At 33.7% G+C, this 21842-nt stretch carries 20 protein-coding genes and 1 pseudogene; 5 read left to right on the top strand and 16 right to left on the bottom strand.

Annotated features, from left to right (window positions below; genetic code table 11):
* Window positions 1-25: 25 nt before the first annotated feature.
* From B0A68_RS18715 to B0A68_RS18705, 3 genes are read left to right on the top strand one after another with little or no spacing between them, the layout of a single operon-like run.
* On the top strand, window positions 26-1894 hold the full coding sequence (locus B0A68_RS18715; RefSeq protein ID WP_035683794.1) for a DNA topoisomerase IV subunit B: 1869 nt from the start codon (window positions 26-28) through the stop codon (window positions 1892-1894).
* Between the two features lie 22 nt (window positions 1895-1916).
* Window positions 1917-2483: a hypothetical protein gene (locus B0A68_RS18710; RefSeq protein ID WP_035683792.1), complete on the top strand. Its 567-nt coding sequence runs from the start codon at window positions 1917-1919 to the stop codon at window positions 2481-2483.
* A gap of 32 nt (window positions 2484-2515) precedes the next feature.
* Complete coding sequence (locus B0A68_RS18705) at window positions 2516-5236, top strand: DNA gyrase/topoisomerase IV subunit A (protein WP_035683790.1); 2721 nt, start codon at window positions 2516-2518, stop codon at window positions 5234-5236.
* A 60-nt stretch (window positions 5237-5296) separates the two neighbouring features.
* On the opposite strand, the pseudogene B0A68_RS18700 reads toward B0A68_RS18705, so the two are convergent.
* The 13 genes and pseudogenes from B0A68_RS18700 to B0A68_RS18640 all read right to left on the bottom strand — a co-directional run.
* Window positions 5297-5968 (bottom strand): annotated as a pseudogene (locus B0A68_RS18700) (AAA family ATPase); the annotation flags it as partial.
* 146 nt (window positions 5969-6114) lie between these two features.
* Complete coding sequence (locus B0A68_RS18695; RefSeq protein WP_035683784.1) at window positions 6115-7905, bottom strand: cytochrome-c peroxidase; 1791 nt, start codon at window positions 7903-7905, stop codon at window positions 6115-6117.
* A gap of 65 nt (window positions 7906-7970) precedes the next feature.
* A complete protein-coding gene (locus tag B0A68_RS18690; protein WP_035683783.1) occupies window positions 7971-9455 on the bottom strand; it encodes a PhoX family protein in 1485 nt (494 codons plus the stop codon).
* Between the two features lie 170 nt (window positions 9456-9625).
* A complete protein-coding gene (locus tag B0A68_RS18685) occupies window positions 9626-10252 on the bottom strand; it encodes a 3'-5' exonuclease (protein ID WP_035683780.1) in 627 nt (208 codons plus the stop codon).
* Window positions 10253-10254: 2 nt separating this feature from the next.
* The gene (locus B0A68_RS18680) at window positions 10255-12174 is read right to left on the bottom strand and encodes a DUF294 nucleotidyltransferase-like domain-containing protein (RefSeq protein WP_035683778.1); all 1920 of its coding nucleotides are present in this window, start codon (window positions 12172-12174) and stop codon (window positions 10255-10257) included.
* Window positions 12175-12303: 129 nt separating this feature from the next.
* On the bottom strand, window positions 12304-12675 hold the full coding sequence (locus B0A68_RS18675) for a hypothetical protein (protein WP_035683776.1): 372 nt from the start codon (window positions 12673-12675) through the stop codon (window positions 12304-12306).
* Between the two features lie 97 nt (window positions 12676-12772).
* Window positions 12773-12955: a hypothetical protein gene (locus tag B0A68_RS18670; protein WP_035683773.1), complete on the bottom strand. Its 183-nt coding sequence runs from the start codon at window positions 12953-12955 to the stop codon at window positions 12773-12775.
* Window positions 12952-13527, bottom strand: a complete 576-nt coding sequence (locus tag B0A68_RS18665; RefSeq protein WP_035683770.1) for a DUF1572 family protein — start codon at window positions 13525-13527, stop codon at window positions 12952-12954. Before B0A68_RS18665 ends, B0A68_RS18670 begins: the two co-directional genes overlap by 4 nt.
* Window positions 13528-13645: 118 nt before the next feature.
* Entirely contained in the window at window positions 13646-14218 is a 573-nt protein-coding gene (locus B0A68_RS18660) for a pentapeptide repeat-containing protein (RefSeq protein ID WP_035683769.1), read from the bottom strand.
* A 63-nt stretch (window positions 14219-14281) separates the two neighbouring features.
* A complete protein-coding gene (locus B0A68_RS18655) occupies window positions 14282-14503 on the bottom strand; it encodes a DUF6095 family protein (protein ID WP_035683767.1) in 222 nt (73 codons plus the stop codon).
* 126 nt (window positions 14504-14629) lie between these two features.
* A complete protein-coding gene (murQ, locus tag B0A68_RS18650; RefSeq protein ID WP_035688042.1) occupies window positions 14630-15442 on the bottom strand; it encodes an N-acetylmuramic acid 6-phosphate etherase in 813 nt (270 codons plus the stop codon).
* A 206-nt stretch (window positions 15443-15648) separates the two neighbouring features.
* Window positions 15649-16317: a ZIP family metal transporter gene (locus tag B0A68_RS18645; protein WP_035683764.1), complete on the bottom strand. Its 669-nt coding sequence runs from the start codon at window positions 16315-16317 to the stop codon at window positions 15649-15651.
* A 64-nt stretch (window positions 16318-16381) separates the two neighbouring features.
* Window positions 16382-17146, bottom strand: coding sequence for a class I SAM-dependent methyltransferase (locus B0A68_RS18640; protein WP_035683762.1), 765 nt, complete (start codon window positions 17144-17146; stop codon window positions 16382-16384).
* Window positions 17147-17300: 154 nt separating this feature from the next.
* On the opposite strand from B0A68_RS18640, the gene B0A68_RS18635 reads away from it, so the two are divergent.
* Together B0A68_RS18635 and B0A68_RS18630 are read left to right on the top strand one after the other, a co-directional pair.
* Window positions 17301-18458, top strand: coding sequence for a THUMP domain-containing class I SAM-dependent RNA methyltransferase (locus B0A68_RS18635; RefSeq protein WP_035683760.1), 1158 nt, complete (start codon window positions 17301-17303; stop codon window positions 18456-18458).
* 146 nt (window positions 18459-18604) lie between these two features.
* Window positions 18605-18841, top strand: coding sequence for a hypothetical protein (locus tag B0A68_RS18630; protein ID WP_035683759.1), 237 nt, complete (start codon window positions 18605-18607; stop codon window positions 18839-18841).
* A gap of 129 nt (window positions 18842-18970) precedes the next feature.
* Here B0A68_RS18630 and B0A68_RS18625 read toward each other — a convergent pair whose 3' ends face one another.
* Genes B0A68_RS18625 through rlmD form a run of 3 tightly spaced genes read right to left on the bottom strand, consistent with a single transcriptional unit; the run spans window position 18971 to window position 21771 of the window.
* Window positions 18971-19810: a DUF6048 family protein gene (locus tag B0A68_RS18625; RefSeq protein ID WP_035688040.1), complete on the bottom strand. Its 840-nt coding sequence runs from the start codon at window positions 19808-19810 to the stop codon at window positions 18971-18973.
* Window positions 19782-20345, bottom strand: coding sequence for a DUF6452 family protein (locus B0A68_RS18620; protein ID WP_035683756.1), 564 nt, complete (start codon window positions 20343-20345; stop codon window positions 19782-19784). Before B0A68_RS18620 ends, B0A68_RS18625 begins: the two co-directional genes overlap by 29 nt.
* Before the next feature lie 13 nt (window positions 20346-20358).
* Entirely contained in the window at window positions 20359-21771 is a 1413-nt protein-coding gene (rlmD, locus tag B0A68_RS18615; protein WP_035683754.1) for a 23S rRNA (uracil(1939)-C(5))-methyltransferase RlmD, read from the bottom strand.
* Between the last annotated feature and the right edge of the window lie 71 nt (window positions 21772-21842).

Below are 21842 nucleotides of genomic sequence, written 5' to 3'. Positions count from 1 at the left end.
TTAGCCAAAAATCCTAAATTCATTTATGCTAGAGCAAAATCAATACAACGAAGATAATATTCGTTCACTCGATTGGAAGGAACATATCCGTATGCGTCCGGGTATGTACATCGGGAAATTAGGGGACGGATCATCACCAGATGATGGTATTTACATTCTTTTAAAAGAGGTTTTAGACAACTGTATCGATGAATTCGTTATGGGTGCCGGAAAAACTATTGAAGTAACTATTAAAGAAAAAACGGTTTCTGTTCGTGATTACGGACGTGGAATTCCGTTAGGAAAAGTAGTTGATGTAGTTTCGAAAATGAACACTGGAGGAAAATATGATTCTAAAGCATTCCAGAAATCGGTTGGTTTGAATGGTGTCGGAACAAAAGCTGTAAATGCACTTTCTAGTGCTTTTCGTGTAGAATCAGTTCGTGACGAAAAGCAAAAAGCTGCAGAATTCTCGGGAGGAAATCTGGTTTTAGAAGAAGATATAATTGAAACTACAAAGCGAAAAGGAACTAAAGTCTCTTTTACGCCAGACGAAACAATTTTCAAAAACTATAAATTTCGTTTAGAATATGTAATCAAAATGGTCAAAAACTATTGTTATTTGAACAATGGTTTGACGATTATTTTTAATGGGGAAAAATATATTTCTGAAAATGGTCTTCGTGATTTATTAGAAGAAACAATTAGTGAAGACGATTTAGAATATCCAATCATTCATTTGAAGGATCACGATATCGAAATCGCTTTAACGCACAGTAAAACGCAGTACAGCGAAGAATATCACTCCTTCGTAAACGGTCAGAATACAACGCAGGGAGGAACACACTTAGCAGCTTATAGAGAAGCAATTGTAAAAACCATTCGTGAGTTTTACAACAAAAATTTTGAAGCCTCCGATGTTCGTAAATCCATTGTAAGTGCGATCAGTATCAAGGTAATGGAGCCGGTTTTTGAGTCTCAGACCAAAACAAAATTAGGTTCTACAGATATGGGTTCTGATGACGGAACACCCGCAGTATCCGTTCGTACTTTTGTAAATGATTTTGTTAAAAACAAATTAGACAATTACTTACATAAAAATCCTCCAACAGCAGAAGCATTATTGCGTAAAATTTTGCAAGCCGAAAGAGAACGTAAAGAATTGTCAGGAATTAGAAAACTGGCAACAGATCGTGCTAAGAAAGCCAATCTTCATAATAAAAAATTAAGAGATTGCCGCGCACATCTTCCGGATACTAAAAACCCTAGAAACTTAGAAAGTACACTTTTTATTACCGAGGGAGATTCGGCTTCCGGATCGATTACGAAATCGCGTGATGTAAATACACAAGCTGTTTTCAGTTTGCGAGGTAAGCCTTTGAATTCATACGGAATGACAAAGAAAATTGTGTATGAAAATGAAGAATTCAATTTACTACAAGCAGCTTTAGATATTGAAGACGGACTTGAAAAATTACGTTACAACAATATCGTAATTGCAACCGATGCCGATGTCGACGGAATGCACATTCGTTTGTTGTTGATTACTTTCTTTTTGCAATTTTTCCCGGAGTTAATCAAAGAAGGACATTTGTATATTTTGCAGACACCACTTTTCAGGGTTAGAAATAAAAAAGAAACAATTTATTGTTATTCTGAAGAAGAAAGAAGAGACGCCATCGAAAAATTAAAACCAAAACCAGAAATCACCCGATTTAAAGGTTTAGGAGAGATTTCGCCAGATGAGTTCAAAAATTTCATTGGAGAAACGATTCGTCTTGATCCAATTATGATGGATAAAAATACTTCGATTGAGCAGTTATTGTCTTTCTATATGGGGAAAAATACGCCTGACAGACAGGAGTTTATTATCAAGAATTTGAAGGTGGAGATTGATGAGCTTGAGGAAGCATAAAACTGAAATACAAACCTAGTTTATGAGGAAAGCATTTTTTTTGATTTTTGTACTGGTAATTGTTTCTTGCAAAAAAGAAAATACAGAATCTCCAATCGTAAATAAAAAAACAACAGTTAGTACATCAGAAAGCGAAGTAATCAAAAGAAGAGATTTCCCTTTGAAGAATTTATCCAAAGTTGAAGTTTTGTCTTATGAAGACCGAATGCGATGGGATAAACAAAGTACAGAAAAAGAAGATAACAAATATACTAAAGACCTCGTTGTAAAGTATAAATTGAATTTTGACAGCACAATGATTAAGGAAAGAGTAATTTTAAATTCTGTATTGAAAATGGAATTACTCCAATTAATGAGTCAGGATAGCTGTAAAATTGAAGAATTTGTTTCAGATTGTTATATGCCGCGGCATATGATACTTTTCAGAGATCAAAAAAATAGAATAATTGGTTATAAAGAGCTTTGTTTGTCCTGTAAAGGTTTTAGAGAATCAAAAAACCTTGAAAATTACAATGGTTTTTGCTTTAGTCAAATAGAGGAGCTTTTTAAAAAAGCGGGTATAAAATATTTTGACGATGATTATGAATAAAAAAAGTTTACTGAAATAATTCAGCATATAAAATGAAAGACGAAGAAGACGATAACATAATTCCAAACGACGACGAGAATAATCAAGATGAAAACCAGCTTGAAGACAATCAGGATGGAGATGATGATGAGATTATCAACGTAGATGTAAAGAATTTCGAGGGACAGCATTTTTACGAAAATCAGGAAGAAGAAGGAGAGGACGTTATTACCAAAGTAACGGGCATGTACAAAGACTGGTTTTTGGATTATGCTTCGTACGTAATTTTAGAGCGTGCAGTCCCTGCTATTGAGGACGGATTTAAACCAGTTCAGCGTCGTATTATGCACTCTCTTAAAGAGTTGGATGACGGTCGTTATAATAAAGTTGCCAACGTTGTAGGACACACCATGCAGTATCACCCACACGGAGATGCGAGTATTGGCGATGCAATGGTACAAATTGGCCAAAAAGATTTATTGATTGACTGCCAGGGAAACTGGGGAAATATCTTAACGGGCGATGGCGCAGCAGCTTCTCGTTACATTGAAGCACGTTTATCTAAATTTGCTTTGGAGGTTTTATATTCTCCAAAAATTACAGATTGGGGCGTTTCGTATGACGGTCGTCGTGCAGAACCAAATAATCTTCCGGTAAAGTTTCCTTTGCTTTTAGCACAAGGAGCAGAGGGAATTGCAGTTGGACTTTCGACTAAAGTTTTACCTCATAACTTCAATGAATTAATCGATGCTTCGATCAAGATTTTAAAAGGAAAACCTTTTACCTTATATCCTGATTTCATGACGCAGGGTATTGCCGATGTGTCTAATTATAATGACGGACTTCGTGGCGGACGTGTGCGTGTGCGTGCAAAAATTGCGCAACTGGACAAAAATACATTGGTGATTACGCAAATTCCGTTTTCTACCAATACCACAACTTTGATTGATAGTATTTTGAAAGCCAATGATAAAGGTAAAATCAAAATCAAGAAAATTGAAGACAATACTGCCGCCGATGTTGAGATTTTAATTCACCTTTTTCCGGGCGTTTCACCAGATAAAACAATTGATGCTTTGTTTGCTTTTACAGCCTGCGAAACATCTGTCGCGCCTTTAGGATGTGTAATTGAAGACAATAAACCTTTGTTTATCGGAGTTTCTGAAATGTTGAAAATTTCAACGCATAGAACCGTTGATTTACTTCGTCAGGAATTAGAAATTCAGTTAGAAGAATTAAAAAATAAATGGCATTTTTCTACTTTAGAAAAAATCTTCATTCGTGAAGAAATGTATATCGATTTCAAATTATATTCTGATAGAGAATCGCTTTATAAATATTTATACGACCGATTTGAGCCTTTCAAAAAATCATTCGTCAGAGAAATTAATGATGATGATTTACAGCGATTGACTCAAATTCCGATGATTCGTATTACACGTTTTGACTCTGATAAAGCCGATGATTTTATCGCTAAGTTAGAAGACGAAATGAAAGAGGTAGAGCATAATCTGGAGCATTTGACAGACTTTGCAATTGCATACTTTACGAAATTAAAAGAGAAATACGGAAAAGGCCGTGAACGTCAGACTGAACTACGTGTTTTTGATAATGTTGAGGCTACAAAAGTAGTTTTACGTAACACAAAACTTTACGTTAACCGCGAAGAAGGTTTTGTCGGAACGAGTTTAAAGAAAGACGAATACGTAGCCGATTGTTCTGATATTGATGATGTAATCATATTTTTGCGCGACGGTAAAATGATGATTACAAAAGTCGACGCCAAAACATTTGTGGGAAAAGACATTATTCACATTGCCGTTTTTGATAAGAGCGATAAGCGTACGATTTACAATATGATGTATCGTGATGGTAAATCTGGTCCTTCGTACATAAAACGTTTTAATGTTTCAGGGGTTACCAGAGATAAAGCTTATGATTTGACCAATGGAACAAATGGTTCTCAGGTTGTTTATTTTTCAAATAACCCAAATGGTGAAGCCGAAGTTGTGACGATAATATTACGTCAGGTTGGAACAATCAAAAAATTGAAATTTGATATCGATTTTGCCAAATTGGCGATTAAAGGAAGAGCTTCAAAAGGAAATTTAGTTACGAAGTATCCAATCAAGAAAATTGAACTAAAAGAGAAAGGAATTTCCACTCTATTACCTAGAAAAGTTTGGTTTGATGATACCGTTAAACGTCTAAATGTTGATGCGAGAGGTGAATTGTTAGGTGAATTTAAGCCAAGCGACAAAATTTTGGTCATTAGTCAATCAGGAAAATTAAAAGTAATTATTCCAGAATTATCGACTCATTTTGATGAGGATATGATTGTTTTAGAAAAATGGAAACCTAAAAAGCCAATTTCTGCAATTTATTATGACGGTGAAAAAGAACGTTATTTTTTAAAACGTTTCTTAGTTGAAACAGAAAATAAAGAAGAAAGCTTTATTACAGACCATCCAAATTCGCAGTTAGAAATTGTTTCAACAGATTATCGTCCGATGGCGCAATTGGTTTTCACAAAAGTAAAAGGAGTTCAAAAAGAAGATTTGCATATAGATGTTGAAGACTTTATAGCCGTAAAAGGTTTTAAAGCCTTAGGGAATCAGCTTACCGCTGATAAATTAAAACAAGTTAATTTACTAGAATCTCTTCCTTACGAAGAGCCCGTTGAAGAAATTCCAGAAAAGCCTGAATTATCAGAAGATGATTCAGTAGAAACAGAATTAGACGACGATGGCCAGATAGGTTTGGTTTTAGACTAAAGAAAATAGAAAAACGCTAAGGATCATTTCTTAGCGTTTTTTGTTGTTACAGGCTGAAATCTAATTTTCTATCGAAAGTATATTTTCTTTATTAATATCTTCCTTAATCCATTTTACTTCATTGTTTTCGATAATAACTTTAATGATATCACCATCTTTCACTTCTCCTGAGATTATTTTCTTTGCCAATGGTCTTCTCAAATGACTTCGAATTATACTTTTAATTGGTCTTGCACCATATTTAGCATTATATCCATTTTCAGCAAGATAACTCTTAGTCTCTATTGGAATTTCAACTATTAAATTAATATTTTTCAGCAAATCCATAAATTCTTTTTTAAGATGGATTTCAAATATTTTAAGGGCATTTACTTTACTGATCGGGGCAAAAGGTACAATTTCAGTTAAACGGCCCAAAAATTCAGGTCTGAAGTAATTGCCCATAATTTCCATTAAAGAATTAGAACTGGGAATTTCTCCATTATTAAATTTCTCTACGATATGGTCTGCACCAATATTTGAAGTAAAAAGTATAATGGCATTTGAGAAATCACCTTCTTTTCCTAAACGATCATGAAGTTTTCCTTCATCCATAATTTGCAAAAAAACATCAAAAACAGAAGGGTGAGCTTTTTCAATTTCATCAAACAGAACAATGGAATATGGTTTTTGCCTGATTTTATTTACTAACAATCCGCCTTCCTCATAGCCTACATATCCTGGAGGTGCTCCATCGAATGGGATTATTTATGTGACAGTTTTATGAAGAATTTGAAAAACAGATCTTCAAATGTATTTCCGTATAGAATCTTTGTAAATTAGAAAAAAAGCCAGGAATCACGATTTCTGGCTTTTTAATTTGGAAATTATTATTGGTTTTATTGGTATTTTTTATCTGTAAGTGTCTTCATAAAAGCAACAAGATTCTGTTCTTCTTTTACCGTTAAATTCAGTTTGTCAAACGGTAAAGTTTGATTTTCTACTTCGTATCCTAAGCCTTGTCCACCGCCTTTATTGTAAAAAGAAACCACTTCTTCCAAGGTTTTAAAAACTCCGTTATGCATGTATGGCGCAGTAACTGCAGCATTTCTTACTGTTGGGGTTTTAAAAGCTCCAATTAATTGTGGCATCTTATTATAAATGTAACGTCCTTGATCTGTACTTAATTTTTTACCAGCTGCATCTTGCGGAGTGCCAATAACTTCATGTTCACTTTTTGAGTAGTTTGGAGGAACAGTTCCGTTAAACAATGGAGTAAAATGGCAGGTCGCACATTTTGCTTTTCCCATAAAAAGATTCATTCCTTCAATTTCCTGATTGTTCAAACTATTTTTGTTTCCTCTCATATAATCATCAAATCTTGAATCAAAAGAGTTTAATGATCTCACATAGCTAGCAATAGCATTTTGGATTTGCCATGGCTCAGGTTTTAAGGTTTTTGGGTATGCTTTTTTAAACAGTTTGATATAATCATTGTTTAGCAGGATTTTAGCATGAATATCATCCATAGAACCGTGCATTTCATCTTTATTCTGTATTACATCAACGCTTTGTTTTTCTAAATCTAACTGACGCATATCCCAAAATTGAGCATTCTGTAAAGAAGCATAAGTAAGAGTAGGAGTATTTCTAGCCAAATTAGATCCAGTTAATGATACATTTGTTTTTAAACCATCTGTAAAAGCTTTTTCGGGATTATGGCAGGTCGCGCAGCTTCTGTCATTGTTTTTAGAAAGATTAGTGTCATAAAATAATTTTTCGCCCAAAACAGCTTTATCTGGAGTAAAATTATATTGATCAGAAAGAACAAACCCGTTTACATCAAAAATATCTTTATCAAACAAAGTTATAGCCGTTGGTTTCAGCGGACTGCTTCTTTTTACCATTTTAATATTTTCTTCTTTCTGAAATACTTTTATTTTTTCAGAAATCGGATTCAGATATTGAGTTATAAAAACAGCTCTGTTGAACTTGTTAAAGTCATTATTCTCGTTACAATACTTTTGTGCTTTCTGAATCAGTTTTTTTAAATCGGCTACAGTTTTGCTTTTAGCATTTATCTTTTCAAGGGCATTTGGAACGCAAATTAGACTTTGATGAATTTCAGTAATTGAAGATTGTAAAATCGGACTGTCAAAACCGGTAATCCCTAAAGTAATTACTCTAAAAACATTTTGCTGCATTGCGTCTAAAACATAATTATCACTTATTGTAATAACTTCAAAAGTGTTTTGCATCTGCTTGATGTTCGACTTAAAAATTTTAATTTCTCTAACTAAATCTTTCTTACTGCTAGCTGCGTTATATTCAGGATAAATAAGTTCTTCCATAACCTGAAAGCCATGTGGTTCAAAGGATTTGTTTTCTTCCATTTCCATTTCATCCAAAGCAGGGCCATTCATAAATCGCGCTGCATCCGGAATAAAATATTCAATAGCCCATTCTACTTTTTTATAAGCCAAACGCGATTTTTTAAATTGATCAACGATTTCTTTTTGTGATTTACTTTTGGTTACAATTTCCTGAAACTGTATAATTTCATTATTTAATTTGTTCAAATCAATTAGTAAATCCTGTTTTACGGTTGTTTCTGATTCCTGATTTTCTTTGCATGAAAAAAAGAGGCAGACAGTAAAAAAAAGAATGAAAAAGTGTTTTAAATTTATCATGTTTACTTTAAAAGAAAACAACCCTTATTAAAAATAAGGGTCGTAGATTATTAGGTTTGAGATTATTATCGTTGTACGTTTCTTATAATAACAGTTTGACCGCCTTCTCTAACTTTGCTGACACCTGAACCATCTGCATTTTCAAATTTCTCCGATTGCCATGTGTGTGGGTGAATGTTTACAGTAAAAGTATTTGGAACACCGATTAAATCTGAAATATCATTCATAGCTCCAAACTCCCAGCTTCCAAGTCTCGTTTCACCACTCTGATTATACAAAGTATTCCAAGCAACATCTGTTCTTTTGTGGTTCATGTTTAGCCACGGTTTGTTTTGTTTTGATGAAATATTATACTGCCATATATAAGAATCATGTTTTGCATCTGCATAATAACTATCACCATCTTCCTGAATGTAAACGTAGTTTTCTGTAACACAAAGATTATCAGGATTAATGATTCCCGTTCCCGGAGTACTGTCACCTTCTACGGCTAGTTCTAAAGTTCCCTTTAATGGATCAGCAGCATCCATTTTTAATTTATAAACTCTTCCCCACATAGTAAATCCATCAACTGGAGCGTTTGAAGTTGCTTGTCCAGTTGCAGTAAAATAAACTTCTCTGTTATTGCTTGCACTTCCTTTTCTGTAGTCAACATCTTCAACTCTTGAAAAACGAATAGCACCCAATGCATTTACAGTAGTATTAATTACAGCTCCTGTTAAATTTTTAGCATCTGGAATCTCTACAAATGTAACTGGATATGAATTGTTCAGAGTCATAGTTGTTTCAACCTGATTTCCATCTGTTCTTTTTAAGGCATATAATTTTCCATTTGTAAGATCACCTACAGATGTACTCATATACATAATAAGCTGTCCTGCACTTGCGTGAGAAGTGGTATAAGACTGGTCTTCACCAATAATAATTACCGTTTTTCCAGGATAAGCTTCTTTTGTCAACGGAACCGCATTTTCCATACTGGCCTTACCTAAAGCAGGCAAAATTCTGTCCGTTCTGCTTTTATCTGTTGTTAATCCTAATGGGTTAATTCCGTGCACCATACTTTCTTGGTTAGTTTCTCCCGCAGTTAAAAAAATCGGGCCAAATCCATGTACTTCAGGTGTAACCAAAGTTGCAGAACACAAACGTGTCATACCACCAACAGCGTCTACAATGTATTCTCCTTTTACAGGTTTAAATGTTTTATCTAAATATACTCTTGAAACAGATTGTACGATTTCGTGGTTCGTAATCATAATATAGCCTTCTCCACTAGGATTTTTCATAATACCGGCACCGTCAGGCTGAGGTCCGTAAACAAATTTTGGAGATTCTGGCAAAACATCCGCACTACTTATAAGTGTACTGATTTTAATATCTTCAAAGCCAGTCATTGCATACACAAACGGAGGAATTGCTGAATGTGTTGTAAAGTCGATATCAGCGTTTACTTGGTTAGAAGGATTTTTGTTGTCATCATCTTGGCATCCAAGTACAGCAAGACTCGCAATTCCTAATAATGCGGCAGATTTTAAAAAATTAAATTTCATAATACTTTGTTTTTTATTTTTAACAAAGCTATTCTTCAATAACAATATTTATGTTATGCTAATTTTTTATAATTGCTAATAAATAACAAGTTTTGTATTACTAAAGTGTAAACAATGATAGCTAATTGTAAATTTTAGCCTCATAAAAAAAACTTAAAACTGCTTTTAGATTATTTAAAAAGCTGATTTAAATTAATCTCTTTCTTTTCCTTAAGTTTTTTTACAATTTTCAAAAATGCTATTGCTGTAATATAGGCATCTCCTAAAGCGGTATGTCTGTCTTTTTTTGAGATATCAAATTTATCTGCAAGATCATCTAAAGTGTAGTGATCTTTTCGCTCAAACAAATGCGATTTTATTAAAGTTCTTTTGTATAAATAAGCTGTGTCTAAAGTTTGATTTGTTAAAACAGGAAGTCCATTTCTTTCTAAAGCTCTGTTGATCATCGTAACGTCAAAAATGGTGTGGTGAGCAATAATAACAGCATCTCCCAAAAACGTTAAAAACTGCTGTAAAGCTTCTGATTCACCCGGACGATTAATCACAAAAGCCTTAAGGATTCCATGAATCTGGGCTGTAGATTTATCATAATGATCCTGTTCTATATAAACTTCAAAACTATCCTGGATCGAAATAATTCCATTTTGCAAAACCAGCGCGCCGATGCATAAAATTCGGTCCATTTCATAGTCAAATCCAGTAGTTTCGGTATCAAGAACAATAAAACGAGTTTCGTCAATTGTAATATTGTCATCAAATAAATTTTCTTCTTTTTTCCAGAAATTAAATAAACTCATACCTAAACGATGTTTGAAATATTAAATCGAACGCTGATTAATTCCTGAAGTTCTTTTATAGTTTTAAAAGTTCTTTTGAGCTTTATTTTCTCCATTTTTGATAAAGTTTCCAATGCAATAAATTGACCCGAATCATTATGCAGAAGACCTTGTTTGGTTCTGAATTTTAGTAAAGCTTTAAAAGAATAAGAACATGACAAATACAATTCTCTGTTATTCGGTTCCAGTTCGGCTAATTTTTCAAAACGTTCGGCTGTGTTGCTGATAGATTTTACAGAATGAGACAAAATCAAAACTCGCGCCGCATCTGTAAGAGGCATAAGAGCTCTTCTTTTTATATCAAAATTGTCTTTGTTTGCGCCATCTTGTTCTACTAGAAATTGTCTGAAAAAGCCTGTTGGAGAAGGACTTTGCAGTGCACCGCTCACCAAATGCACATAAAAAATAGGATTTGCTTTTACAGTTTCAAAAATATAATCAGAAAGTTCACTGGTGATAGAAGAATCTCCATACGTTAAGCTGTAATCGAAAAATATGAAAGACAGCAAGACTTCATTTTTTCCGGGATTTGTAATCCAGTGATGCACCTGACCTTTCCATTCATCAAGACTCAAACACCATTTCGGATTAGAAGCCATCATTTCGGCAGGGCAGTAATCGTATCCAATTTCAAATAAACCTTTATTTACAAGTGCTGCAAATTTTAAGAAATAAATTCTTGTTTCATCTTTAAAAACATCCGAAACGTTTTCATAAACAATAGCATTGTCTTGATCCGTATGCAGCATTTGTTCACTTCGTCCCTGACTTCCCAAAGCAAGCCAGGCAAATTTTACCGGTGGCGGACTGCTCATTTTTTCTATAGACATCTCGATAACTCGAGTCGTACAGGCTTCGTTTAGTTCGGTTATAATTTTTGCAATTAAAGTCATCGGAATATTTTGATCTAAATATCCTTGAAGCAATTGCATAATTCGGTTCCGAATTGGTTTAATTTCTTTTACTTTCTTAGCTCTTTTTAATGCTTTTATTAAAACCGCAGGATTGTTTCCCAGCGCCACCATAACATCATGTTTAGACAAAATTCCAACAGCTTTAGTATTGACTGTTCCATCTTTTGTAAGACACAAATAACTGATGTTGCTTTTCATCATTGCCATCTGAGCCTCCGTAACCGTCATTTTTTTAGGATACGTAATTACTGGTTTAGTCATTATGGTCTCGGCTGTGGTCAGGATAGAATAATCGCCGGTAACAATTTTATTGCGAAGATCCTTATCGGTAATAATACCAATTGGCAGCATTTCATCTACAATCAATATTGCTCCGACTTTTTTCTTCGTCATAATTTTTGCAATATCTCTGGCTGTAGTAGACGGGCTGCAGGTAACAATTTTTTTAGAATATTTTATAGGTTGTAAATCAAACGAATGCGTTTCAGAATGCATGGATTCATGTCCTAAATCATCTCCATAAAGTTTGTCTTTGTGAATGTCTGAATATGGATTTCTGGTGTTTGATGCATAACTTTCGATCAGGAAGTTACCAACCGTTCTGTTCTCTAGCGCGTAAGGTTTGAAAACCGAAATCGGAATCGCATACAAGATGCTTTCTTCGTGCGCAACGGCTTCCATAATGTAATTTTCTTGTGCCAGAAGCGGACGAAGACCAAAAATATCGCCTTCGTCGCACATGTCTAATACAGCATTTTTTTGACTTTTCTTAAGGGCAACAGCTCCTTTATGAACCACATAAAACGAGTCATGAGTTTTGTCATTTTCGGCAAAAATAACAGCATCTTTGTCTTTATATATAATAGAAATCTGTTCTGACAGACTTTCGAGATCACGCTGATTCAAAAAACTAAAAGGCGGATAATTTTTTAAAAAATCAGCAACTCTATGTGAAATCGTATTTTTCATGTGTTAGATTTAGGTTCTAATGTAATACTTAAAATAGAAATGTAAAAGAAACACCTTTAAATTTTATTTCAAATTATAATGCCTAAAAAAAGCCCCTAAAAAGGAGCTTAATTATATAATTATGTTATATTAATCAATTTTGTAAACTGTACCGCGCTGTTTTTGATCAGAGCCAACCATTCCAAATTCAAAAGTGTAAGAATCTTTTTTGGTTGTTAAAATTTTCATGCTTATTGCTTTTTCCTCAGCCATGTTTTTCGGGTGTTTTTTCTGTAGAATATACTCACAGTCACTTACCCAGCGTATCGTAGACGTGTCGGTTTTACCATCAAAAGTTTCGATTTCAATATTGTCTTTACGTTCAAAAATAGTGGTTTTCTTTACACCATCTACTTCAAACTCAAATTTGAATTTTCCGGTTTTAAAATCTTTGCAATTGTGTTGAGCGTCATAACATGAAGTCAGAGCGAGTATCGGCAGCAAGAATATAATTTTTTTCATTTAAATAATTTGTTTTTTTAGAAGCTGTTTCCTGCTTTCCATTTCAATCTTTTTATTTTTAAAGGAAAAATAAAAAGGATTTTCATTGCAATCAGGGCTAGAAATATATCGAATAAACCACAAAATAAATCATAATGAACAAAAGGATATTTAGAAAACTCAGAAAAAATAAATTTCGTCTTCTGTTTTTATCAGCTTGTTCATCAGATAATTTTGTACGGCAGAATTTAATTAAAATCCAGTACCAAAGTCCGCCTAAATCAGAATGAAATTCTATCATTTTAATCTTTTTAGTTCATCGTCTGTAAAGTTCTTAATTTCTTTTTCCTTAGCAAACTTTTCAGCATTGTAATTTCCTGATTTATTTCTCGGAATTGATAAACTATCCCAAGAACTATTTTTTAACTGTTTGGCATAAAAAACGATCTGCCCGACATGATACGGGTAATGTGCCAATTGACGATTTACGGCTTCAATAACAGTGTGGCCTTCATTTCTGATATAAATAATCTCTGAAAGCTGTTCTGGTTTTAAACTATTTAATGTGTCAAGAAATACATCCCAGCCTTTATTCCAGACCAGAATTACTTCTTCTTTAGATTGTAAATCATTTTCAAATTCTGCATCTCTGTTTCTCCATTCTTTTTCGCCGTCAGAAGTTAGAAAATCTGTCCATCGCGAAAGCATATTTCCTGAAATATGTTTTACAATTGCTGCAATACTATTTGTATCTTCGTTTACAGAAATAAAAAGCTGTTCGGGCTCAAGTTGCGCCATTGCTTTCTCGCCCAACATTTTATAATAAAGAAATTGTTTTTTAACACTTTCTAAATAAGATTCAGTTGCTTCCATTATTATTTTATTTTTTCACCATTAATTTTACAAATCCGCACTAATTTTTTTAATAGAGATGATTAATTTTTCAATTCGTGTTGATTCGTGGAATTCGTGGCTTATTTTAATTTTTTTTTTAAACAATCTTAATATCATATTTATCTAAAAGTCCGACAATTCCCTGATTTGAAAACTGTGCCTTTCTCATCGGATTAAATTCCGGATCGATTTTATAATTATAAGCTGTTCTAAAATCAACGCCGGAAAGCTGCGTTTCATTAAATATAGCGCCATCCAGATTACAATTATCAAAAACTGAACTCGTTAAATTGGTTCCAATAAAAGTTACTTCGCGTACAGAAGAATTTATAAACTTGGTTTTAGGCATTTTTTTATTCGAAAATAAGGCATAATCTAAAGTAGATTCTTCAAAATAAACCTGAAATAAAAAGTCGTCACATTCGTTAAACGCAATTCCTAAAAGTTTACAGTTTTTAAAAGTGACATTTTTTAAACTCGTTCCTGCTAAACTTGTCATTGATAAGTTACAGTCAATAAATTCACAGTCTAAAAAAGTATTGTAACCAAAATTACTGTTCGAAAAGTCGCAATTTTTAAAAACACAATCTTCAAACTCTCGATTGTTTATTTTTTTGTCTATGTAAACAACTTTTTCAAATGTTTTCTGAATGTGAATTAGACTTTCCATGAATGTTTGGATAAAGATTAAAAATGTAAATGATTAAACCTGAAAGGTTATTTGGAAGATAAATTAGTCATTAAATAAACCTTTCATAATAATTTTCAATCCTAGAAAAATTAAAACCATTGAACTAATACAGGCTGCAATTCCAACTCCTAACACAAGATAGTGCCAGTTGGTATGCTGATTCATAAAAGCGTTATAAATTAGCGAAGGACCTATAAACATAAGCGGAAGCGCTCCTGTTAAATATTTAATTCCTTTTCCGAGTAGTTCTTTATTTGTTGCCATTTGTTTTTTGTTTCAAGTCTTTTGTTTCAGGTTTTAAGTTTTTTAGTTTCAAGTTAAACTCTGCCAAAAACCTTCAAACTTTGTGGTTAAAATGAGCAGTTCAGATCTCCCATTTTACACAAAGCTTTACTTATTATAATTATCAACAGCATTTCTCACGCTGCCGTATTTTTTTAATAATTCTGACGCTTCTTCATATGAAACCGGAATTTCTCCCATAATCATTTTTACGCCTCGGTCAACCAATTTAATATTGCTTAATTGCATGTCGACCATTTTATTTCCTTTTACTTTTCCAAGCTGGATCATTGCTGCGGTCGAAATCATGTTTAAAACCAATTTTTGTGCAGTTCCGGCTTTCATTCTCGAACTTCCAGTAACGAATTCTGGTCCTACAACAACTTCAATAGGAAATTTTGCGGTTAATGCAAGAGGACTTTCTGCATTGTTGGTAATACATCCAGTTAAAATATTATTTTGATTGCAAGTTTCCAACCCGCCAATAACATACGGAGTTGTTCCAGAAGCTGCAATTCCAATTACTACATCATTTGCACCGATAGTATGTGCTTGTAAATCGACCCAGGCTTGCGTTGCATTGTCTTCGGCATTTTCTACTGCACGACGAATGGCTGTGTCACCGCCGGCGATAATTCCGTTTACTAAATCAAATGGAACTCCAAAAGTCGGAGGACATTCTGATGCATCTACAACGCCTAGACGTCCGGATGTTCCGGCGCCAATGTAAAAGATTCTGCCGCCTAATTTTAGTTTAGCCACAACTTGTGCTACCAGCGCTTCGATTTGCGGTATCGCTTTTTCTACAGCGTCAGGAACAGTTTTGTCTTCCTTATTAATATTGGTCAGCAGTTCCTGAACTGACATTTTTTCTAAATGTTCGTATTTTGAAGATTGTTCGGTGGTTTTTGTAAAGGTCATTGTGTTTTTTGGTTGTAAATTGTCTGGTCCCAAAGTTACAAAGTTTTTAATGCTTTTAACAATGAAATCGTCTGGTTTTAACGAGTTTTTGCGTGAGGGATAGGAGTAAGCTACCGAAGTAGCACGGATAGCCCGACCGGATTTGCTAAAGGCGCATATAAGCGGTTAATTAAATAGCGCCTTTTGTAAATTTGGTCACGCCCAGATTATAAAAAGAATGCCAATAATATACCGAGAACGATCATGGAAACTTTGGCAATGTTGAATTTGTGTCCTTCGCTGCTTTCAAAAATTATGGTTGATGAAATGTGGAATAAAATACCAATTACAATAGCTGTTATTTCTGTATAATAATCGTTTAATATAGGTAGGAAATCAGAAGCAACTGTTCCCAGCGGTGTCATAACGGCAAAAGTGAGCATAAAAGCAAAAATGGCTTTTTTGTTTAAGTCGGCGTTGATGAAAAATGTCGTTAAAATTACAGCAATAGGCAGATGATGTATGGCTATGCCGAGTGCTAAATCATGATGGTGGCTAACGGGAAAACCTTCTAAAAAGGCATGAATGCACAAACTGATAAAAAGCAGCCACGGAATCTGAGACATTTTTGCATGGCCGTGTACGTGACCGTGTTCTGCTCCTTTGGAGAAAAATTCTAATATGATCTGAAACAAAATTCCAACCATTATAAACAAGCCAATTTTATGATTGTGAGAACTGTAAACTTCTGGAAGAAGATGCATTACAGTTAACGATAACAAAAAAGAACCGCTAAAAGCCAGCAGTAATTTTAAATTGGTTTTGTTTTCGGGTTTAATAAACAAAGCCACGCCATATCCTAAAAGTACAGAAAATAAGGGTAGTAAGTAATTCATTTTGTTTGGTGTAATCGTTGATTTGTTTAAATTGGTTAATTGTTTGTTTTTTAAACGATTAAGCCTATTTGAAAATCATGATTAATCGTTCGCTTTCGGTTTTGTGGAATTTTTTGAGTTTATAATCTCCAAAAATATCCAGTAGAAAAATTCCGGCTTCGTTCATTAAATCTTCGAAATCCTTAAGTGTCAAGGCTTTTACTTTTTCGGTAAAATGATATTTTTGGCCTTGATCTTCAAAATCAATTTCTTTTAGAATATGTCCGTCTTCAACATATCTTTTGATTTTAAAATCGATTCCGTCAACGGTTTTTACTTCTTCGGGAACCAAAGTTTCAATAACCTGATTTACATTCATAAAATCGATTACGGCAAAACCATATTCGGATAAACTTTCTTTTATCGCTTTTAGTGTTGTTAGGTTGTCCTCGTCGTTTTCGAAATAACCAAAGCTGGTAAAAAGATTAAAAATAGCGTCAAACTTTTCTTCAAAAGGTTCGCGCATGTCGTGAACTTTAAAATGAAGATGTTCGTTACTGTTTTTATTAGCTTCGGTAATACTGTTTTCAGATAAATCGGCACCCAAAACATTAAAACCCAATTGGTTTAGGTAAATGGAATGACGCCCTTTTCCGCAGGCTAAATCCAGCACTTTTGCTTTTTCGGGAAGATTAAGATAATGCGTAAGATTATCCATAAAAATCTGGGCTTCTCTGTAGTTTCGGTCTTTGTAAAGAATGTGATAATACGGAGTATCAAACCATGAAGTAAACCAGTTTTCTGTATTTCGTTCCTGATTTGGTGTGGATGAGTTTTGTGCTTCAGACATTTATTCTATTTCAATTAATTCAAAGTACCGCAAATTTAGTGTATTTTTGCCGAAAAATAACTATTTCGCTGCGATACCTTATAATCAATTTTGAGTGTACAGATGTACTGCTTTGTGTCTGCGATTGGAGTTGTTTTTTAATACAAAAATAAAGATGGAAGAAAATTTTAGAATGATTGCCAAATGTTTTTTTGGTTTTGAAGAAATATTAGAGAATGAATTGCGTGCTCTGGGAGCTCAGGATGTTGAGAAAGGGGTAAGGATGGTAAGTTTTAAGGGAGATAAAGGTTTTATGTATAAAGCCAATTTGTCACTGCGTACTGCGTTAAAAATCTTAAAACCTATTTATTCTTTTAGAGCAAATAATGAGCAGGCTTTGTACAAAGGGATTTCTGGAGTAAACTGGTCTAAACTTTTAAATGCTAATCAGACTTTTGTGATTGACGCGACAGTGCATTCAACTTATTTTAATCATTCTGAATTTGTTTCGCAAAAATGTAAAGATGCTATTGTAGACCAATTTAGAGAAAGAACAGGGCAGCGTCCAAGTATTGATAAAGCTTTTCCTGACTTAAGGATTAATGTTCATATTGACAAAGATCAGGTTTCTGTGGCTTTAGATACTTCTGGGAACTCTTTGCATCAGCGTGGTTACAGATCCGCTACGAATATTGCACCAATAAACGAAGTTTTGGCAGCGGGAATTCTTTTATTATCAGGCTGGGAAGGACAAAGTCACTTTTTAGATCCGATGTGCGGTTCTGGAACTTTTTTGGCTGAAGCTGCAATGATCGCTTGTAATATTCCTGCAAATATAAATCGTAAGGAATTTGCTTTTGAAAAATGGAAAGACTGGGACAACGATTTGTTTGATCAGATTGTAAACAGTTTGATGAAAAAAACAAAGGAATTTCATTATACTATTAAGGGTTTTGATAAAGCGCCAAGTGCTGTAAATAAAGCAAAAGATAATATTAGAAATGCTAATCTTGAGGATTATGTAACTATTTCTGAAGATAACTTTTTTGATAGTGAAAAAGCGGTAGAAGGAAAGCTTCACATTGTATTTAATCCGCCGTATGATGAGCGTTTAGATATTCACATGGAAGAATTCTATAAAAATATCGGTGACACCTTGAAGAAAAATTACCCGGGAACAAATGCCTGGTTTATTACAGCAAATCTTGAAGCTTTAAAATTTGTTGGGCTAAAACCTTCAAGAAAAATTAAACTTTTTAACGGAAGTCTAGAAGCCAGATTAGTAAAATATGAAATGTACGAAGGAAGCAAGAGAACGAAGTTTCAAATCTAAGGTTCTGAGATTCTAAGATGCTAAGTTTCTAAGGTTTTATCAGTATCAGGTTTCTTTTTTCATAATAAATAATTTAAGGTTAGGTAATATGCGCTAAAGTAAATTTTAGCGTCTTAGAACCTCACAACCTTAGTAACTTAAAAAAAATGACAAAACTACAAGTAAGAGGATTTTTATACCAATTAGGAAGTTTTGCAATTTTATTTATCTTAGGAAGATATATAATTGCAATGTATACAGGACTATCAGGAATTTGGATTCCGTTGACTTCTTTTGTGGTGGCCACTATAATCGGGCCTAAATTTCAGGCTGTAAAAACAAAGGATGGTGAGAAACTTTTTATGAAATGGATTTTCATAAAGGGAATTAGAGAAATAGGATAGGAAGAAGTTTTTAAAACTGTCTTAAAACAAAAGTCTCAAATTCATAAANNTTTATGAATTTGAGACTTTTTATTTTTATGAAAATCTTAGAATTGCATTAAAGCAGAATCTTAAGAGTCTAAAAAAAAACTATTTTTTAGGAGTGGCTTTCTTTGTAATTTCTGGTGTAACAACTTTTTTCTTAAAAATAGGAATAAAGTATGAAACGGTGTAATTGAAACCTACACCAAAATTTCCGTCATAAGTTCTATTAAAACCTGGAATGTATAGATTGTCAAAATCATCCGGTTTTTTGTTTGCTACTAAAAGTTTAAGCTGTACGCCAAATCCAACAAAGAAATTGCTAAAAACTTCTGCTTTTAATCCTACAGCTACCTCGCCCCATCCTGCTGTTAAACCATCATATTTTCTTTCTGAAATAATTGACGGCTGTTCTCCCCAATATGGATTTGGATTGTAAACTTTATAGCTGTTTAATTGCTGGCTAAAGGTACTGAAACCACCACGTAAACCAATTGTGATCACGTTCTCCATATCGAGCCAGTTTTGGTAAAAATTATAATCAAAACCTCCTTTAATATACGTTCCGGTTGCAGTTGAATTTAATCTGTCGTCGTCTGTAGTTTTATCTTCAAACCCAAGCTCGGCAGCTAAATAGTATTTTTTTGTTAAACGGAAATCTGCTACAACCTCTATTCCTTTATAATCTTTGTCATAAAAGCCTCTTGTCAATTTATACAAATCGACACCTACACGCAGACCATAACGATCTGTTTTGATTTTAATGCTGTCGTTTACAGCTTTCTGAATAACTGGTTTGGCAGTTTTAGCAGTTTTAACAGCTTCTGTTTTCGTTTTTTTCAGGGCAATTTCTTCCGGCGGAGCTGTTGCTGTTGTGTCTTGTGCTTTTACTAAAAACATTGAAAACAATAAGCAAAAACTATATAAGTATTTTAATGTGTGTTTCATTTTCTGATTCAATGTTAGATTCGATTACTTGAACAGCTTCCATCCAAAAACCATCTGCGGCCGGACTATCTGTGCGTACAAAAGGTGTTGTAGGCGGATTACCTGCAGGATTGTTCGTAAGCAGATTGAAAGTGGTTTTAAAACCGCAAGCTCTGGATACATATACTGTATTTCTAGAATAATTGAATGTTAGAATATCAGTATTGGTTGCAATTGTGTTTCCTGAGTTTAAAATAAAGCTGTAGGTAACAGTGTCTGCATCTGTTCTTAGCGGAATTGAAATTGTAGACGCATTAGTTAGATATTTAGTAACATCAGTACCATTTTCGTTAAAAATAATACCTTCTCCGCTCTCAACACCTTCTCCAATTACTTTAAGATTTTTAACATTTGCAGCAGTTTGTGGATCTTTGTAGAGATAAAATGAAATTACAAGTCGAGGAGTTGTTGGAGTATCTGCATCGCAAATATCATCTTTTTCACAGCTGGATAAACCGAAAGTAAAAAGTAATAAAAAAGAAATTATTTTTTTCATATTTATTTTGATGTTATCGAAGTTCTAAAAGTACAACATTTTCGACATGATGCGTCTGCGGAAACATATCGACTGGACGAACACGTGTAACTTTGTATTTTTCATCCATTAATGCTAAATCTCTTGCCTGTGTAGCAGAGTTACAGCTTACGTAAACTACTTTTTTAGGAGAAATTTTCATAATTTGTTCTATTACATCCTTATGCATTCCGTCTCTCGGCGGGTCTGTAATAATAACATCTGGTTTTCCGTGCTGTGCAATAAAAGCTTCGTTAAAAACTACTTTCATGTCTCCAACAAAAAACTCACAATTGTCTATATTATTGCGTTCGGCATTTGCTTTGGCATCTATAATAGCTTCAGGAACACTTTCTACACCAATTACTTTCTTCGCTTTTTTAGAAACGAATTGCGCAATTGTTCCAGTTCCTGTATATAAATCATAAACAGTTTCGTTTCCGGTAAGACCTGCAAAATCACGTGTTATTTTATATAATTCATACGCTTGATCTGAATTGGTCTGGTAAAAAGATTTTGCATTAATGCTAAATTTTAAACCTTCCATTTCTTCCAGAATATAATCTCTTCCTTTATATAATATAATGTTCTGATCGTAAATGGTATCGTTTGGTTTTGAGTTTACCACATATTGTAAAGAAGTAATCTGTGGAAACTTTTCGTATAAATGATCCAGAATTAACTCTCTATTCTTTTTATCATTTTCAAAAAACTGAATCAAAACCATGATTTCGCCTGTAGAAACTGTACGAATCATTACAGTACGCAATAATCCTGAATGTTCTCTCGGGTTAAAAAATGCCAGATTATGTTCGTTTGCAAAATCTCTGATTTCGTTACGAATTGCATTTGAAGGATCTTCCTGCAGGTAACACTTTGTAATATCAAGAATCTTATCCCACATTTTCGGGATATGAAATCCTAAGGCATTTCTGTTGCCTAAATCTTCTGTACTTTCTATTTCTTTTTCTGTTAGCCAGCGGCTGTTAGAAAACGAAAATTCCATTTTATTTCTGTAAAAAAACTGTTTTTCAGAACCTAATATTGTTTCAAACTCAGGAAGTTCTACTTTCCCAATTCGCTGTAAATGATTTTTAACTTCATTTTGTTTGTAATACAGCTGCTGGCTGTATTTCATATTCTGCCATTTGCAGCCGCCGCAAACACCAAAATGCTCACAAATCGGGTCTATACGGTGTTCTGATAATTCGTGAAATTTTACGGCTTTTCCTTCGTAATAAGCCTTTCTTTTTTTGAAAGTCTGTATGTCAATAACATCACCAGGAACTACGTTTGGAATAAAGATTACTTTACCGTCCGGCGCCTTTGCTACCGATACACCTTTTGCTCCAGCATCCAGAACTTGAATTTGATGAAAGACAATTTTGTCTGTATTTTTTCTTCCCATAGCGCAAAAATAAGCCTTTGAAAACTTTTACAAATTTAATTTTCAAAATATTTTATAAATTCTTTAAAACA

The sequence above is a fragment of the Flavobacterium reichenbachii genome, assembly GCF_002217435.1.
Classification (GTDB): Bacteria; Bacteroidota; Bacteroidia; order Flavobacteriales; family Flavobacteriaceae; genus Flavobacterium; species Flavobacterium reichenbachii.
This window is presented reverse-complemented; position numbering and strand designations above follow the sequence as displayed.

Coding starts and splice junctions, on each gene's coding strand:
- B0A68_RS18715 (WP_035683794.1), top strand. CDS start 26: ATGCTAGAGCAAAATCAATACAACGAAGATAATATTCGTTCACTCGAT.
- B0A68_RS18710 (WP_035683792.1), top strand. CDS start 1,917: ATGAGGAAAGCATTTTTTTTGATTTTTGTACTGGTAATTGTTTCTTGC.
- B0A68_RS18705 (WP_035683790.1), top strand. CDS start 2,516: ATGAAAGACGAAGAAGACGATAACATAATTCCAAACGACGACGAGAAT.
- B0A68_RS18695 (WP_035683784.1), bottom strand. CDS start 7,905: ATGATAAATTTAAAACACTTTTTCATTCTTTTTTTTACTGTCTGCCTC.
- B0A68_RS18690 (WP_035683783.1), bottom strand. CDS start 9,455: ATGAAATTTAATTTTTTAAAATCTGCCGCATTATTAGGAATTGCGAGT.
- B0A68_RS18685 (WP_035683780.1), bottom strand. CDS start 10,252: ATGAGTTTATTTAATTTCTGGAAAAAAGAAGAAAATTTATTTGATGAC.
- B0A68_RS18680 (WP_035683778.1), bottom strand. CDS start 12,174: ATGAAAAATACGATTTCACATAGAGTTGCTGATTTTTTAAAAAATTAT.
- B0A68_RS18675 (WP_035683776.1), bottom strand. CDS start 12,675: ATGAAAAAAATTATATTCTTGCTGCCGATACTCGCTCTGACTTCATGT.
- B0A68_RS18670 (WP_035683773.1), bottom strand. CDS start 12,955: ATGATAGAATTTCATTCTGATTTAGGCGGACTTTGGTACTGGATTTTA.
- B0A68_RS18665 (WP_035683770.1), bottom strand. CDS start 13,527: ATGGAAGCAACTGAATCTTATTTAGAAAGTGTTAAAAAACAATTTCTT.
- B0A68_RS18660 (WP_035683769.1), bottom strand. CDS start 14,218: ATGGAAAGTCTAATTCACATTCAGAAAACATTTGAAAAAGTTGTTTAC.
- B0A68_RS18655 (WP_035683767.1), bottom strand. CDS start 14,503: ATGGCAACAAATAAAGAACTACTCGGAAAAGGAATTAAATATTTAACA.
- murQ (WP_035688042.1), bottom strand. CDS start 15,442: ATGACCTTTACAAAAACCACCGAACAATCTTCAAAATACGAACATTTA.
- B0A68_RS18645 (WP_035683764.1), bottom strand. CDS start 16,317: ATGAATTACTTACTACCCTTATTTTCTGTACTTTTAGGATATGGCGTG.
- B0A68_RS18640 (WP_035683762.1), bottom strand. CDS start 17,146: ATGTCTGAAGCACAAAACTCATCCACACCAAATCAGGAACGAAATACA.
- B0A68_RS18635 (WP_035683760.1), top strand. CDS start 17,301: ATGGAAGAAAATTTTAGAATGATTGCCAAATGTTTTTTTGGTTTTGAA.
- B0A68_RS18630 (WP_035683759.1), top strand. CDS start 18,605: ATGACAAAACTACAAGTAAGAGGATTTTTATACCAATTAGGAAGTTTT.
- B0A68_RS18625 (WP_035688040.1), bottom strand. CDS start 19,810: ATGAAACACACATTAAAATACTTATATAGTTTTTGCTTATTGTTTTCA.
- B0A68_RS18620 (WP_035683756.1), bottom strand. CDS start 20,345: ATGAAAAAAATAATTTCTTTTTTATTACTTTTTACTTTCGGTTTATCC.
- rlmD (WP_035683754.1), bottom strand. CDS start 21,771: ATGGGAAGAAAAAATACAGACAAAATTGTCTTTCATCAAATTCAAGTT.